The sequence below is a fragment of the Bradyrhizobium sp. SPXBL-02 genome (assembly GCF_051853065.1).
GTDB lineage: Bacteria > Pseudomonadota > Alphaproteobacteria > Rhizobiales > Xanthobacteraceae > Bradyrhizobium.
This window is the reverse complement of sequence record NZ_CP182474.1, coordinates 6,230,225-6,243,947: the sequence shown is the minus strand read 5'-3', so window position 1 is coordinate 6,243,947 and position 13,723 is coordinate 6,230,225. Positions and strand designations below refer to the sequence as shown.

The window sequence follows — 13,723 nt, the reverse complement described above, 5'->3', positions numbered from 1 at the left end:
AAAAAGTGTGAAGCGGTTTTTCCGAAAAGATCATGCTCAAACAAAGACCTAAAGCGCGATGACGATTCGTCCAAATCTCATCGCGCTTTAGTGTCTCACCAAAGAAAAAGCCCGGCCGAGGTGCTCGGCCGGGCTTCGATCGCCGCGCTCATGAGCGCGTTGCGATCAGATCAGTAGCAGACGCGAACCGGGCGGCTGACCCAGCCGTAGCCGTCCCAATAGCGCTCGCGGCGCCAGTAGCAGGGCGCGGGCGGCGGGGGCTCGGCGATGTAAACCGGGCCGCCATAGGCGGGACGGCTCGACGCGATGGCGCCGCCGACGATCGCGCCGCCGATCAGGCCGGCCGCGATGCCGGCGCCGACGTTGTCACCGGCTTTGGCGGACGGAGCGGCGGTCACCAGCGAACCGGCGACCGTCGCGACCGTGAGGGCGGCAACTAAAGTCTTGTTCATGCTCTTGGCTCTCCTGGGAGATGGGTTCCTCCTGTTAGAGGCGCCCGGGTTTCAAAGGTTCACGCACACTCTGATGGAATTGGCCTTGCAGCTAGGAAGCGCGCAAATGGTCAATCCACGGTAAACGCACACGGACCTGTGACGAGAAAAAGCGGTCTTTTTCAGGCCCCGAGATGAACGGCAACTCCGTAGTCAACCGGCTTGGCGTGCCTCAGCCGCAGACTCGGACGCGACGGACGCGCCAGGCATAGCCATCCCAGAAGCGCTGCTTCTGCCAGACGCAGCCGCCGTAATAGTCGTCGGCCACATAGCCTGGACCAGGGGCGTAGTAGCGCGGCGGGTAGTAGCCCGGCTGATAGTAGCCATAGCCGGGTCCGTAATAATACGGAGAAGCCAATGCACCGCCGACAATGGCGCCGCCGATGATCCCGGCTGCCACGCCTGCGGCGACGCCGCGCTGGGCATGGGCCGGCGATCCGGCCGTCAGGGCCAGGGTGGCGACGGCAGCGACCGCCATGAGCGACTTCTTCATTGCTTGACCTTTCAGACCAACACACGGGAACCCTTTGGGCCGCAAGGTTCCATATTTCGCTGAAATGATCAATGAACGGCACCTTTGCCGGAGACGACCAACTAATATGGGCCCCACTGGGAGACGATGATGGGCAACGCGATGGTCAATGCCTTGATTGCGGCCGGGATCGTTTTCGCGATCGGCTACGGCTGGATCGCACATCTCCAGAACCGCGCACGGCGCTCCCGCGCCACCGCAGGCAGCGACCGCGGGAGTGTGACAGCAGCTATTCCGGGACGAGTGACGGCTTCTCGCTGGGAAGCTGGTTCTCCGGCGGCAGTTCGGGGAGCTCGAGCGACGGCGGCAGCTGTTCGAGCAGCGATAGCGGCAGCAGCAGCGGCGGCGACTGTGGAGGCGGTGGCGACGGTGGAGGAGGCGGTGGCGGCGACTAGTCCGGCCCAATCTTGATCCAGCGCAACAGCTTATTTTAGAGCCGTTCTAGGCTTTGATCAGGCCAGTTTGGAATAGCTTCAAATACCGGTTTTTCCTTTTGCATCCGGCCGGCCTGTTAAATATCGATGATGGCGCATCACCGAAGGGCCTGCCGCTTCCATGATCGTTTGTTCCTGTAACGTGCTGAGCGATGACGATATCCGCGCCGCCGTCGCCGAGTCCGACGATGCCGTGCGCCATGCCAAACAGGTCTATGGCTGTCTCGGCTGTAGCGCCGAATGCGGCCGCTGCGCACGGACGATCAAGACCATCATCGACGAAGCGCTTGGGCCCTGCGCGCAGTCCTGCTGCGCCGGCTGTCCGCATAGCCACACCGTGGCCGCCAACGACGAGACCGCCGAGCCCGCCGAGTTCGCGCTCGCGGCCTGCTGAAAACTTCCGCACCCCCGGCTGAGCTTTTCCCCGGCTGCGTTCCCGCAGCCGGTTGCCCTCGTTCGCAAAGTGATTTAGAAGCGTTCTAAACTCGGTTAGGGCCGATTTGGATTGCAAGAGCTGGAGTGAACCATGCAGGGCGACGCAAAGGTCATCGAATATCTCAACAAGGCGCTGCGTCATGAGCTGACTGCGATCAATCAGTACTGGCTGCATTACCGCTTCCTCGACAATTGGGGCCTGCTGGACATGGCCAAGGTCTGGCGCAAGGAGTCCATCGAGGAGATGGAGCACGCCGACAAGCTCACTGAGCGTATCCTGTTCTTCGACGGCTTTCCGAACATGCAGGTGCTCGACCCCCTGCGCATCGGCCAGAACGTCAAGGAGATCATCGAGTGCGATCTCGCCGCCGAGATGAGCGCGCGGGCGCTTTATCAGGAAGCGGCGACCTACTGTCACAGCGTCAAGGACTATGTCACGCGCGACCTGTTCGAGAAGCTGATGAGCGACGAGGAGCATCACATCGACTTCCTCGAAACCCAGCTCGATTTGATCGGCCGCATCGGCCTCGAACTCTACACCCAGAAGCATGTCGGCGGGCTGGAAGGCGACGGGCATTAAGCGCTAACGCCGCGACAGACGCCGTCGCGACACACTCCCATGTCGTCCCCGCGAAAGCGGGGACCCCGCAAGGCTGGGACGACGCTGTGATGCCGTGCGGCCTACAGCTGCGTCTTGTAGAGCTCTTCCACGGCCTCCTGGCTCGCGGGCTCGCCGAGGCCGGTCTGCTCGTGAACGACCGTGACGATGCTCGGCATCACCGAGCGCGGCACCTTCTCCGACGACCACAGCTTCGAGCGCATCAGCGCCTTGCCGCAGTGAAAATAGACTTCGCTCACGGTGACGTTCAGCACCGCGCGCGGCGGCTTGCCGAATTCCTCCATCGAGGCGAGCAGATCCGGGTCGGCCGACAGCGTGCCGCGTCCGCCGACGCGCAGCGTCTCGTCGATGCCCGGAACGAAGAACAGCAAATGCACGAAGCCTGAGCCTTCGACCACGTTGCGGAAACTGTCGATGCGGTTGTTGCCGGAGCGGTCGGGCATCAGCAGCTGGTTGGGGCCGGCGACGCGGACGAAGCCGATGCCGCCGCCGCGCGGAGAAGCGTCGACGCTGCCGTCCAAGCCCGATGTCGCGAGCACGCAGAACGGCGACATCTCGATGAACTTCTTCGCGTGCGCGTCGATCGCGGGCCGTGCTTTCGCGATCACGCGCGGGCTCGGCTTGGCATAGATGGTGGCGAGGTCTTCGGCGCTAAGATCGGTCAACGGCGTGCCTCCGCTTCAAGCTTGGCTCTAGGCTACCCGATCGGGCCATCTCCAGCCAATGGAATTCATCAAGACGCGCTACACCGCATCCGCCGGCACGAAGCAGCTGATGATGATGGCCCCGCGGTGGTGGACGTACCACACCACGGCCTGGCCGACTGGATTGCCCTGGTCGCGGATGATGGCGCGTTCGGGCACTTCCATCCATTGCCCTTCGATCGGCACCCAATAGCTGCCCGCGCGCACGTCGTAGTCGGTGCGATGGCCGTCGGAGATGTCGCAGCAGGGCACGCCGTTCGGCGCGATCACGCTCTTGAACCAGGCGCGGATGTCGGGCGGGACGTGATCATATTGCCCGTTGTCGAACGCGAACGCAGCGCTCGTCAGCGCCGTCATCGCGATCAGCCAAACGCACAGTGCGAGCCTTCGCATGCGATCCTCCGCCGCATTCCGATTCGTATCGTTGATGCGATTAAGCCCGAGCTGACAGCGCATTGCATGCTCAAATAATATGCGCGCGAGAGGCGCGGCGGCATGATGCGTTGCGGCATGATCTTCGCTATGGCGTCTCGATCGAGGCAAGCAGCGATTTTGGCGCGACATTGCGCCAGGCCATATCGAGCGCGCTTCGCAGCGTTACCTGATCGACCTTCGCCAGCTTCACATTCGTGCTGCCGTTCTTGCCCCAGGCGCCGGGCACGGGGCGAAACATCGCCGGCTCCGCATCGATGAGCATGGCCTGCTGGTCCGGCGTCAGCTTCACCATACCCCATGTGTCATCGGGATAGCCTATCGTCGCGAACACGCGCTTGCCGACGCGGAAGTCGGCATGGCCGTGATGCGCGCCCTCGATAACACCGGGAAGTGCGAGTGCAGCCTTACGAAAGCGGGCTTTCGACATATCGTCTGGCTGCCGCTCCTACATCGTCCGCTGCGGCGCGGTCTGTAGCAATTGCCTGACCTGCTCGCTGTAGAACTTTGCATTGCCGGTGGTGCCGTGGCCGCGCGTCTCGGCGCTCGCCGGGATCAAATAGAGGCGGCCGTTCTTGACCCGCTTCATGGCAGCGTCCGTGAGGCCGGTCTCGGGCGGGTTGCGTTCGTCATCGGCCGAATTGATCAGCAGCAGCGGGGCCTCGATCGCCTCCAGCTTCTCGCTCGCATTGTAGTCGTGCGAGGATTCCCATTGATAGACGAAGTCGTTGGCGTCCGCCGTGATCGGCGTCGCGAGCCGGTCATCGACGATCTTGTCGGCCTTCGCCGCGGTCGGCGCCTGCGATTGATAGGCGAGCGTCCCGCCGATGCTGGCAATGCCGTAGGCGGTGATGGCATATTTCATCATGCGCGGCTGGCCGGTGTAATTGCCGCCATTGTAGTCGGGATCGTTGCGGATGGTGTCGAGCATGATCCGCCGCATCATCCAGTTGCGCGATGCCATCTCGGTCGGCTGCGAGGCCATCGGGATCAGCGCGTCCATCGCCTTCGGATATTTCTCGCCCCACAGCCAGGTGTGCATGCCGCCCATCGAATTGCCGATCACGAGCCGCAGATGCTTGACCCCGAGGCCTTCCGTCACCAGGCGATATTGCGCCTCGACCATGTCCTCGTAATTGTATTTCGGAAAGCTCGTTTTCATGCCGTCGGAGGGCTTCGACGATTTGCCGTGGCCGACATTGTCGGGAATGATGATGTAATATTTGGCGGCGTCGAGCGGCTGCCCCGGGCCGAACAGCTCGCCGGCAAAGGAAGGCGTCAACACGCTCGCGCCCGACCCGCCTGTGCCGTGCAGCACCAGCACGGGCTGGCCCGAGGGTTCGCCGACCGTGGTGTAGTGCAGCTTCAGTTCCGGCATGGTCTCGCCGGTGTGGAACTTGAAATCCCGGGCGATCCAGTCGCCCTGCTTCGGTGGCGGATAGTCGACTGCCCATCCTGACGTCGAGATCGATAGCAGGATGGCCGACAGCGCGACGCAAGAAGCTCTCATGTTCCTCTCCCCCGTGCGGCTCGTGTCCGGCGGCCGCTTTTGCGGCGGAACCTAGCACAAATGCGGGAACGATGTAGGATTTCCCCTCCGCCAACCGTCCTCGAGGAAATATCCGGAGAAAGTGCATGTGCCGCAATATCAAGACGCTGTTCAACTTCGAGCCCCCGGCGACCGAGGATGAGATCCATGCCAGCGCGCTGCAATTCGTGCGAAAGCTGTCGGGTTTCAACAGACCGTCTCAGGCCAACGAGGCGGCGTTCGAGCGTGCGGTGGCCGAGGTCTCCGAGGCCGCGCGAAAACTCCTGACTTCACTGCATACCCATGCGCCGGCGCGCGACCGCGAGGTTGAGGCGGAAAAGGCCAAAGAGCGCTCGCGGCTGCGCTTCGGTACGTGAGCTCAGGCAGCGTGGTCCGTGATCTGCCTCACGGTATCTGCTGCCTCGGCTTGCGAAGGTGGCGGCCGGGGTTTTGATCGCCCGGAGCACGACATGAGCCGCCCCCTTCTTCCCTTGAAAGCAGGTGCCATCGTCTTCACGCTGCTGTGGACCGCGTGGATGATGTGGTGGAGCGGCTCGTTCTCCAGCGCGAATGTGGTCATCCTCGCCCTGTGCGGCGCGGCGGTCGGCTATCTCTGGTATCGCGCCATGCGCTGGCAGTTCGAGCGCATGGGCATGCTGCCGCGGCGCGAGGATCAGCCCAAATAGACTGGGGCTAACTCTTCTGGCCCTGCTTCTTCTTCTTCTTTTTCTTCTTGTGATCGTCGCCGTCGTCGCCCTCGTCGTCGACGATTGCCTCGTCGGTCTCCTGGACAGCGGCTTCGAGCGCTTCGCGCTCAGCGGCTTCGCGCTCGCGTTGGCGGCGGCGCTCGTCCCAAGCGTCGAAGAGCTGGTCGAGCCACGGCAGCACCTGCTCGATCGACGGCAATTGGCCGGGCGGACCCGGCTCGCCGCGCGGGCCTTGCGGCCCCGCCGGCCCCTGCGGTCCGACAGGTCCCAGCGCGCCGGCTGGCCCACGCGGACCGGCTTCGCCCTGCTTTCCTTGCGGTCCGGCCTTTCCGACCGGGCCCGGCTTGCCCTGCGGCCCGGGCTTGCCGCGCGCGCCGTCGGGGCCGCGCCGGCCCGGATGACCTTGTGGTCCCGGTCGTCCCGGCTCGCCTTGCCGCCCACGAGGACCCTGAGGCCCCGGCCGTCGTCCCTGGTCGTCTGCCACGCCATTGCTCCCTTCACCCGAAGCAAGCTACTTAGCGGCGTTTGACGACAGCAGCAATTCTGCCCGCGCATCGTGCCCGGCTTGATCAACATCAATCCAACGGAGCAACCAGCCGTGTCATCGATCGCGCGCGGCTGCGCAGCGCGTCGTCGCGGGTGGACTAAAGTCGCGCGCTAGTCCTGATGGGCAGGCACGTCGATGCCAGAGGCGGCATAGAGCTTGATCTTGTTGCGCAGCGTGCGCACCGAAAGGCCGAGCACGCGCGAGGCCCGCGTGCGGTTGCCGTCGCAGCGCGCCAGCGTCTGCAGCACGAGCTCACGCTCGACCTCGTCGACGGTGGCGCCGATCAGAAGCGGAACGATCTGGTTCGGGGCAAAGAATTGTGCGTCCGGCTCGGACGCGGCGACATGAACAGTGGTCATCAACACACCTCCCGATCAACGCCCGCTTCCATCGTCGGAAGCGGATCGAGAACCAACGACCCCCAAGCCGTGAATCTACGGTGGTCTGGTTTGGTTAATGAAGGGTTAATCGGGGTGGCCGCGCCGAATTGATCTTGAGAATGCCCAAATGCGGCCGCGATTGACGAGCCTCTCACACCGTTCGGTAGCCGCCGTCCACCATCACGATGCTGCCGGTGACAAAGGCCGACAGATCGGAGGCGAGGAACACCGCAGGCCCCACGATGTCCTCGGGCTTGCCGGTGCGCGCCAGCGGCGTGTGATCGACGAAGGCCTGCACCAGCGCCGGATTTGTCGCACGCACATGGACGTTGATGTTGGTCTCGATAAAGCCGGGCCCGATCGCGTTGACGCGCACGCCGTCCTTGCCGAGCTCGACCGCGAGCGCCTTGGTGAAGCCGAGCACGCCGTGCTTCGAGGTGGTGTAGGCCGCCGAGCTCGGCGTGCGCAGATGCACGAAGGACTGGATCGAGCCGATATTGACGATGCGGCCTTTGCTCGCGCGCAACGGCGCGAGGAACGCCTGCGTCATGTTGAAGACGCCGGTGAGGTTGAGCGAGATGATGTCGTTCCAGTCCTTCGCCACCGTCTCGGTCTCCGCGGTGAAGGCGTTGCGGCGGGTGATGCCGGCATTGTTGACGAGGATCGAGACCTGCCCGACCTTGTCCGCGACCTGCTTCGCCAGCGCAAAGCAATCCTCGCGCCTGGTCACGTCGAGCGCAAAGCTCTCGGCCTTGCCGCCCGATGTTCGGATCTCCTGCGCCGCCTCCGCCGCCGTCTCGGCGTTGACGTCGAGCAGCACGATCTGCGCGCCCTCCCGCGCATAGCCGGCGGCGATCGCCCGGCCGATTCCGGAACCGGCGCCGGTGACGACGGCAATGTGGTTCGCGAGCAACGCCATGGCATATTCCTCCCGTTTTCGTTTCGAAGTTTCACGAAAAGCTAACTCGAAATTAAGGGGTCGGAAACGGCGGCCTTGGCATACTGATCTTGATTGCTAAACGTTGCGCGCATGATGGAACGGCTCGACTCCTGGAAACTCGCTCTGGAACGCCTGCGGTCGGCGCAATCGCCGGATTGGGCCGAGGCCGGCCGGCTGGTGGCCGAGATCGCGCGGATGAGCGGCGACGTCACGCTGCGCCAGGCCGCCGAGCAGGCGCTGCCGGTGCTGCGCCAGGCCGTCGACAATGACGATCACAGCGTGACGCTGGCGGCCCAGCGTCGTCTCGGTGTGGTGCTCGAGGTCGTGCACGATCTGACCGCACCGCGCTTCGGCCGCCGCAACGCTGCGCCGAAGAAGCTCTCCAGCGAGGATCGCGCCCGCAAGGTGCTCGGCCTGCCGCTCGCGGTGCAGCTCACCTGCGAGGACATCAACCAGGCCTATCGCCGCGCCGCCAAGGGCCTGCATCCCGACCAGGGCGGCAGCGCCGAAGCCTTCATCGACCTCGCCGCCGCGCGCGACATCCTGATCCATCCCGGCGCGCACAAGGACGCGTGAAGGCGCCACGGCTCGCGTTCACGCGGGCACAAAAACAACCGGGCAAGGACGTTGGCGTCCTTGCCCGGCTCTTCGTCCGCCGATCGAAACTTTACCAGGTGCAGCTACCGCTCTTGAGCGCGGCGTCCTTCGCCGCGAGGGCGTCGAGGAAGGTCGGCACGCTGGCGCTGGCGCGGTGGTAGCCGGCCGGCCACGGCGTGGTCGGGATGCTCTCGTCCCAGATCTGGCAGAAGCCGGTGTCCTGCCAACGGATCAGATGATAGCTGGCTTCGGCCGGGCTCGCGGCGACGAACGCAGTGACGGCAAGACCGGCGGCAGCGCACAGCATGGAAATACGACGCATGATCAGCTCCTCAAATGAATGATGTGATGCGCCTCCCGACAATGACGGGGAGGGGTGGTGCGGGACGCGCTTGGCTGCGCCCCGGACAAGATGTGAGTAGTTCCACCGGCCGCCGAGGTTCAAACAATGTGCGCTGGACCTGCGCGATTTCGGCCGGGGAAACGCTTCAGGCCAGCGCAAAGAAAAAGGGCGGATCGCCCGCGCGACCCGCCCTTCGAATGCGATCTCTTGCCGTAGAGCTCAGAGCGTGCACTTCCGCTCGGTGCGCATCTTGATCTGCAGGTCGGAGGCCTGCTGGAAGGTCGGGAGCGGCTTGCTGACGACCTTGTAGGTCGAGACCCCGAACTGGAACGGCTTGTATTGCAGGTCCTCGTTCCAGACCTGGCAGATGCCGGTGTTGTCCCAGCGGATCACGTAATAGCCGACCTTCGCTGAGGCCGGCACGGCGAACACGGACGAGGCGATGCCGGCAACGGCACAAAGCGCGAGAAGGCGACGCATGAAGTATCTCCTTGTGGGACATGGGACCGAAAAAATTCGTGCGGTAAAAGCAGGCCCTTTGCAAGCCGGCGAGCCGCCATTCACGGACATGTCAGCCGTGCCTCGAGCATTTGGTTTGGCAGCGTGCCCGATGGGCCACACGCAGCTTAATCCGCTCCTACTTGGCCAATGAGGCGACCGCCTCGATCTCGATCAGCATCTTCGGATCGGGCAGCGCGTGCACCACGCATGTGGTGCGCGCCGGGTATGGCGGCGGGCCGAAGGCGCCGGCATAGAGCGCGTTCATGGCGGCAACGTCCGAGGCGCGGGTCAGGAGCACGTTGACCTTGACGAGATCGTGCATACCGGCGCCGGCCTCGCCCAGCACGCGCTTGATGTTGACGACGACATTGGCGAACTGCGCCTCGAAGCCATCGGGTAACGCGCCTGATACATCGAAGCCGGGAATGCCGGAGACGAACAGGAGATCGCCAACGCGCGTCGCAAAGGACAGCGGCGGCGCCTTGACGTGCGGCGGGGGCGCGAAATGCTGGATCGACATGGGATCACCTCAGGACGGGGGCGGACGCATGAGAGTAGCGGCAAGACGTGGGCTGCTCAAAACAAAAGTGCGAAAACAACCCCATGCGCAGTAGGGATGGTGCGGAGATCATTGGGTTTTTACGAAATTCGGGATTGCGGAAGTATCCGCTTGCTCCGTCGGGCAAAACAGGGGCAGTATGGCACGATGGCGATGGTGCCTTCGATCGCTGGCGGTTCGCCTTTTCCTGCTGGCGGCAAGAGCCGGTATCCATCCATCTCGTCATTGCGAGGAGCTCTTGCGACGAAGCAATCCAGACTGCCTCCGCGGAACGATTCTGGATTGCTTCGCTACGCTCGCAATGACGGGGCATGAGGACCTTCCGCGAGTCTTGCCGCCGCTGCACTTGCGGAAACTGCCGTCCCATCATGTTGCCGCCCCGATCGATCAGGTACATTCGCTCCGTCTGATTCGAATCCTCCCCTAAAAAAGCCCCCGGAGACCCCCATGAAGCTCGCATCCACCTTCCGCGCCGCGTGCGTCGCCATCGTCGCCCTGGCCGGCCTCTCGACGACCGCGCGCGCCGACAGCGGCTTCGTGACGCTGACGATCTACAAGGCCGGCTGGATCATCGGCGGCTCCGGCGGCTCCGGCGTGCTGAACTTCCGCGGCCGCTCTTACGGGCTCTCCACCGGCGGCATCGACTATGGCCTGGTGTTCGGGGGATCCAAGACCGTGCTGCGCGGCCGCGTCAGCAACATCAACCGCCCCTCGGATGTCGCCGGCGTCTATGGTGCCGCCGGCGCGGGCCTCGCCGTCGGCGCCGGCGCCCGCGCCATCGTGCTGACCAACCAAAAAGGCGCGGTGCTGGAGCTGACCGGCACGCAGGTCGGCCTGATGGCGAATGCGGATCTCAGCGGGCTTGCGATCACGATGCGGTAGAAGACGGTGCCGTAGGGTGGGTTAGCCCTGCGGATGCGCGAAGCGCATCTGCGGGGCGTAACCCACCTCTTCGGCGTCTCCGGAGACGACAGTGGTGGGTTACGCTTCGGACAGCGCTTCGCGCCGCCCGAAGCTAACCCACCCTACGATTTTTGACCATCGCATGCATCCGCTCGCAATGCGCGACGAGGTTTGCGTGCGCATCGACGAAGGCCTTCAGCGGCGTCGGGATCGGAAAGAAATAGATATTGGCGATGAAGCCGTAGATGCCGGCATCAACGCTCGTCGGCGCCGCGCCGTGCACGAAGCCTTGCGCCGGCACGATCTCCGCCAGCACCTGCAGATCGGCGAGGCCCCGGGCATAGGCCTGCTCGGGCGTGTAGCGGCCGATGCCCTGGAAGTGATAGCGCTGCGCGTTGTAGGCCTTGGCTTTCTCGAAGCCATCAGCGTCGATCTGCGGATGCTGCGCGATGAAGGCGTCGCGGAACGCCGGATAGAAGCGCTCGTCCTTCCAGCGCGAAAAGGACATCACCCAGTAGAGATCGTCGAGCATGCGCGTCACGAAATGGTTGGTGCGGCGCTGCTCCGATGACAAGCCGGCATCGATCGTCAGGCGATATTTCGCGGTCGCATGCGCGATGATGGTCTCGCTGTCGCCGATGATCTCGCCGTCGTCGACGACGTAAGGCAGCTGCCCGCGCGGCGCGGCGGAGGCATCGAAGACGTGCTCATGCACGAACGGCACGCCCGCGAGCCTGAGGAAGGCGAAGACCTTGAGGCCGTAGCCGTTGTTGTCGGCGACGCCGAACAGTTGCGGATAGGAGTAGAGGGTCAGCATGGCGGGCTCCTCTGGGGTGGTGGAGGCTAGAATGCAGGAGGGTCGCGGCCGGCGCAACGGTTGGGCCTGGCACAGCTCTCGTAGGGTGGGTTAGCCGCTCACGAGCGCAGTCGTTCAACGCGCGAAGGTGCAAGGCGTAACCCACCACCTTCGTATCCGCCGAAACAGAGGCGGTGGGTTACGCCGCACGGCCCGCGCTTCGCGCAGCCGCGCGTCTAACCCACCCTACGAATTACGAACGCGACGCCGCGTTGAACACCGCCAGTTGCGCGTCGAACGCCCGCCGGAACGCCGGCCGCGCCTCGCCGCGCGCGACATAGGCGGCAATGTCGGGGTATTCGTCGAGCAGGCCTGACGAGTTCAACCGCCGCAGCACCGTCACCATCATGAGGTCGCCGGCGCTGAAGGCGCCGTCGAGCCAGTCGGCCTTGCCGAGGCGGCGGGACAATTCGCCGAGCCGGATGCGCACGTGCTCCTGCAAGCCCGGCAGGCGCTCGGCGTACCAGCTCTTGTCGCGCTCAATCATCATCGCCATGGTAAGCTCGACGATCGGCGGCTCCACCGTGCTCAGCGCGGCGAACATCCATGCGATCGCGCGGGCGCGCGCGCTCGCATCCTTCGGCAGCAAGCCGTCATGGTGTTCGGCGATGTGGAGCACGATCGCGCCGGACTCGAACAGGGCGAGGTCGCCATCCTCATAGGTCGGGATCTGCCCGAACGGATGCAGCGCAAGATGCGCCGGCTGCTTCATCGCGGCGAAAGAGAGGAGGCGAACGTCGTAGGGCTGGCCGACCTCTTCGAAAGCCCAGCGGACGCGCATGTCGCGCGCGTGGCCGCGGCCGCGATCGGGGGAGTTTTCGAAGGCGGTGATGATGGGCATCGGGGGCTCCGGGTGTTGCGTCTGTGTTCAGAGGACGAACCGGCGGTCGGCATTCCGACAATTACGCCTGTGGTTATGGGTCCCGGCGCCCGTGCGCAATTGCGCACTAGGCCGGGACGACACCTGCGGGGCGGAAAAAGTGGGGCTCCCCTGTCGGAATGCCGCCCGCTCGCTCGTCCTTGGGACAGCGGCGCCCTGCCGAGCGTCCAGCCCCAGCCGAAAGGATACAAGTTCATGACCTCGATCACGCCGTTTCTCTGGTTCGACAACAACGTCCCCGAGGCCGTCGCGTTCTACAAATCGGTGTTTCCCAACGCCAGGGTCGAGACCGTCAGCGACTCCATGGCGGTGTTCGAGCTGGAGGGCCAGCGCTTCCACGCGCTCAATGGCGGGCCGCAATACCGCTTCAACGAGGCGGTGTCGTTCTTCATCAGCGTCGAGACGCAAGGCGAGGTCGATTATTTCTGGAGCCGTCTCACCGCCGACGGCGGTGAGGAATCGAGGTGCGGCTGGCTCAAGGACAAATTCGGCCTGTCCTGGCAGGTCATCCCGACGGCGCTCGGCCGCTATCTCGGCGACCCCGACCGCACCAAAGCGAACCGCGTGATGCAGGCAATGATGGGGATGCGGAAGCTCGTGATCGCGGATCTGGACAGGGCGTATGCGGGGTGAGGGGGACGGTACCGTAGGGTGGGCAAAGGCGCTCTTCGCGCCGTGGCCCACGCACCGCCGGGACTCGCGAAGAATTCGTGGGCACGGCGCTGCCGCGCCTTTGCCCACCCTACGAAGCTGGATCCTCGTGGCGGGAGGCGCGAAGCACCGTTTCGAACCATGAAGGCCCTCATCTCGCCCGCGGCGATCCTTCGAGACGACCGCTGCGCGGTCTCCTCAGGATGAGGTCTGTGGGTGTGGCGCGCTCTCGTAGGGTGGGTTAGCCGAAGGCGTAACCCACCACGTCTGCATCGGCGGCGACAGAAGAGGTGGGTTACGCTGCGCCAACCCAGCCTACGCAGCAATCCACCTAGCCAACTCCCGCCACGGCTCGATCGTCCAATGCCCCGACGCCGCCCCCGACGGCGACGGCAATACAAATATCTCCGGCAAACTCTCATTTCGCATCTGCCGCCCCAGCGCAATCGCAGCTGACGGCCTGCCGTAAAACAAGCTCGCCGCCTTCTTGCTCGTGAACGCAACCGTCCGCGGCCGGTACAGTCGCGAAACTCGACAAAAAGGAAGTTTCGGGACAGGAATTTATCCTTGAGGAGTTAAGGTCGCTTCGCGCATCAATCCAGCGATTGGATCGTCCGATTGCCGAAGTGGCATCCAGGTCCCGCGGAACTGATGCTGAAGTCATCGAATATGAGTTTCCGAGAA

At 64.2% G+C, this 13,723-nt stretch carries 21 protein-coding genes and 1 pseudogene; 7 read left to right on the top strand and 15 right to left on the bottom strand.

Annotation, left to right across the window (positions count from 1 at the left end):
- Nucleotides 1–170: 170 nt before the first annotated feature.
- Nucleotides 171–452 carry a hypothetical protein gene (locus ACNJYD_RS29225; RefSeq protein ID WP_025034459.1) on the bottom strand — a complete coding sequence of 94 codons (282 nt, stop codon included), beginning with the start codon at nt 450–452 and terminating at the stop codon, nt 171–173.
- Nucleotides 453–663: 211 nt separating this feature from the next.
- A complete protein-coding gene (locus ACNJYD_RS29220; protein WP_172786779.1) occupies nt 664–984 on the bottom strand; it encodes a hypothetical protein in 321 nt (106 codons plus the stop codon).
- A 594-nt stretch (nt 985–1,578) separates the two neighbouring features.
- On the opposite strand from ACNJYD_RS29220, the gene ACNJYD_RS29215 reads away from it, so the two are divergent.
- Nucleotides 1,579–1,851, top strand: coding sequence for a (2Fe-2S)-binding protein (locus tag ACNJYD_RS29215; RefSeq protein WP_172786777.1), 273 nt, complete (start codon nt 1,579–1,581; stop codon nt 1,849–1,851).
- A gap of 132 nt (nt 1,852–1,983) precedes the next feature.
- Nucleotides 1,984–2,472, top strand: coding sequence for a bacterioferritin (gene bfr / locus ACNJYD_RS29210; RefSeq protein ID WP_172786776.1), 489 nt, complete (start codon nt 1,984–1,986; stop codon nt 2,470–2,472).
- A 101-nt stretch (nt 2,473–2,573) separates the two neighbouring features.
- Here bfr and ACNJYD_RS29205 read toward each other — a convergent pair whose 3' ends face one another.
- The 4 genes from ACNJYD_RS29205 to ACNJYD_RS29190 form a co-directional block, all read right to left on the bottom strand.
- Nucleotides 2,574–3,176, bottom strand: a complete 603-nt coding sequence (locus ACNJYD_RS29205) for an MSMEG_1061 family FMN-dependent PPOX-type flavoprotein (RefSeq protein WP_439364065.1) — start codon at nt 3,174–3,176, stop codon at nt 2,574–2,576.
- Nucleotides 3,177–3,254: 78 nt separating this feature from the next.
- Nucleotides 3,255–3,608, bottom strand: coding sequence for a hypothetical protein (locus ACNJYD_RS29200; protein WP_172786774.1), 354 nt, complete (start codon nt 3,606–3,608; stop codon nt 3,255–3,257).
- Between the two features lie 127 nt (nt 3,609–3,735).
- Complete coding sequence (locus ACNJYD_RS29195) at nt 3,736–4,077, bottom strand: MmcQ/YjbR family DNA-binding protein (RefSeq protein ID WP_439364064.1); 342 nt, start codon at nt 4,075–4,077, stop codon at nt 3,736–3,738.
- Between the two features lie 18 nt (nt 4,078–4,095).
- A complete protein-coding gene (locus ACNJYD_RS29190; RefSeq protein WP_439364063.1) occupies nt 4,096–5,157 on the bottom strand; it encodes an alpha/beta fold hydrolase in 1,062 nt (353 codons plus the stop codon).
- A gap of 125 nt (nt 5,158–5,282) precedes the next feature.
- Here ACNJYD_RS29190 and ACNJYD_RS29185 point away from each other — a divergent pair, with 125 nt between their 5' ends.
- Nucleotides 5,283–5,552 carry a DUF2277 domain-containing protein gene (locus tag ACNJYD_RS29185; RefSeq protein WP_172786771.1) on the top strand — a complete coding sequence of 90 codons (270 nt, stop codon included), beginning with the start codon at nt 5,283–5,285 and terminating at the stop codon, nt 5,550–5,552.
- Nucleotides 5,553–5,645: 93 nt separating this feature from the next.
- Nucleotides 5,646–5,861 carry a hypothetical protein gene (locus ACNJYD_RS29180; protein ID WP_172786770.1) on the top strand — a complete coding sequence of 72 codons (216 nt, stop codon included), beginning with the start codon at nt 5,646–5,648 and terminating at the stop codon, nt 5,859–5,861.
- Nucleotides 5,862–5,868: 7 nt separating this feature from the next.
- On the opposite strand, the gene ACNJYD_RS29175 is transcribed toward ACNJYD_RS29180, so the two are convergent.
- The 3 genes from ACNJYD_RS29175 to ACNJYD_RS29165 form a co-directional block, all read right to left on the bottom strand.
- The gene (locus ACNJYD_RS29175) at nt 5,869–6,366 is read right to left on the bottom strand and encodes a collagen-like protein (RefSeq protein ID WP_212254557.1); all 498 of its coding nucleotides are present in this window, start codon (nt 6,364–6,366) and stop codon (nt 5,869–5,871) included.
- 173 nt (nt 6,367–6,539) lie between these two features.
- The gene (locus ACNJYD_RS29170) at nt 6,540–6,788 is read right to left on the bottom strand and encodes a helix-turn-helix domain-containing protein (protein WP_172786768.1); all 249 of its coding nucleotides are present in this window, start codon (nt 6,786–6,788) and stop codon (nt 6,540–6,542) included.
- A gap of 172 nt (nt 6,789–6,960) precedes the next feature.
- Nucleotides 6,961–7,728, bottom strand: coding sequence for an SDR family NAD(P)-dependent oxidoreductase (locus ACNJYD_RS29165; RefSeq protein WP_439364062.1), 768 nt, complete (start codon nt 7,726–7,728; stop codon nt 6,961–6,963).
- Nucleotides 7,729–7,839: 111 nt separating this feature from the next.
- Between ACNJYD_RS29165 and ACNJYD_RS29160 the strand changes: the two genes are divergently transcribed.
- The gene (locus tag ACNJYD_RS29160) at nt 7,840–8,325 is read left to right on the top strand and encodes a J domain-containing protein (protein WP_172786766.1); all 486 of its coding nucleotides are present in this window, start codon (nt 7,840–7,842) and stop codon (nt 8,323–8,325) included.
- 91 nt (nt 8,326–8,416) lie between these two features.
- On the opposite strand, the gene ACNJYD_RS29155 is transcribed toward ACNJYD_RS29160, so the two are convergent.
- The 3 genes from ACNJYD_RS29155 to ACNJYD_RS29145 form a co-directional block, all read right to left on the bottom strand.
- On the bottom strand, nt 8,417–8,668 hold the full coding sequence (locus ACNJYD_RS29155) for a hypothetical protein (RefSeq protein WP_172786765.1): 252 nt from the start codon (nt 8,666–8,668) through the stop codon (nt 8,417–8,419).
- Nucleotides 8,669–8,908: 240 nt separating this feature from the next.
- Nucleotides 8,909–9,169 carry a hypothetical protein gene (locus ACNJYD_RS29150; RefSeq protein ID WP_172786764.1) on the bottom strand — a complete coding sequence of 87 codons (261 nt, stop codon included), beginning with the start codon at nt 9,167–9,169 and terminating at the stop codon, nt 8,909–8,911.
- Between the two features lie 157 nt (nt 9,170–9,326).
- Nucleotides 9,327–9,710, bottom strand: coding sequence for a RidA family protein (locus ACNJYD_RS29145; protein ID WP_439364061.1), 384 nt, complete (start codon nt 9,708–9,710; stop codon nt 9,327–9,329).
- Between the two features lie 486 nt (nt 9,711–10,196).
- Here ACNJYD_RS29145 and ACNJYD_RS29140 point away from each other — a divergent pair, with 486 nt between their 5' ends.
- Nucleotides 10,197–10,631 (top strand): hypothetical protein, encoded by a 435-nt coding sequence (locus tag ACNJYD_RS29140; protein ID WP_172786762.1) that lies wholly within the window; start codon nt 10,197–10,199, stop codon nt 10,629–10,631.
- 133 nt (nt 10,632–10,764) lie between these two features.
- Here ACNJYD_RS29140 and ACNJYD_RS29135 read toward each other — a convergent pair whose 3' ends face one another.
- Together ACNJYD_RS29135 and ACNJYD_RS29130 are read right to left on the bottom strand one after the other, a co-directional pair.
- Nucleotides 10,765–11,469: a glutathione S-transferase family protein gene (locus ACNJYD_RS29135; RefSeq protein ID WP_439364060.1), complete on the bottom strand. Its 705-nt coding sequence runs from the start codon at nt 11,467–11,469 to the stop codon at nt 10,765–10,767.
- Between the two features lie 232 nt (nt 11,470–11,701).
- On the bottom strand, nt 11,702–12,349 hold the full coding sequence (locus ACNJYD_RS29130) for a glutathione S-transferase family protein (RefSeq protein ID WP_439364059.1): 648 nt from the start codon (nt 12,347–12,349) through the stop codon (nt 11,702–11,704).
- A gap of 234 nt (nt 12,350–12,583) precedes the next feature.
- Between ACNJYD_RS29130 and ACNJYD_RS29125 the strand changes: the two genes are divergently transcribed.
- A complete protein-coding gene (locus ACNJYD_RS29125) occupies nt 12,584–13,021 on the top strand; it encodes a VOC family protein (RefSeq protein WP_439364058.1) in 438 nt (145 codons plus the stop codon).
- A 333-nt stretch (nt 13,022–13,354) separates the two neighbouring features.
- Here the strand turns inward: ACNJYD_RS29125 and ACNJYD_RS29120 are convergent.
- Nucleotides 13,355–13,558, bottom strand: a pseudogene (locus ACNJYD_RS29120) (mismatch-specific DNA-glycosylase); the annotation flags it as partial.
- Nucleotides 13,559–13,723: the final 165 nt, after the last annotated feature.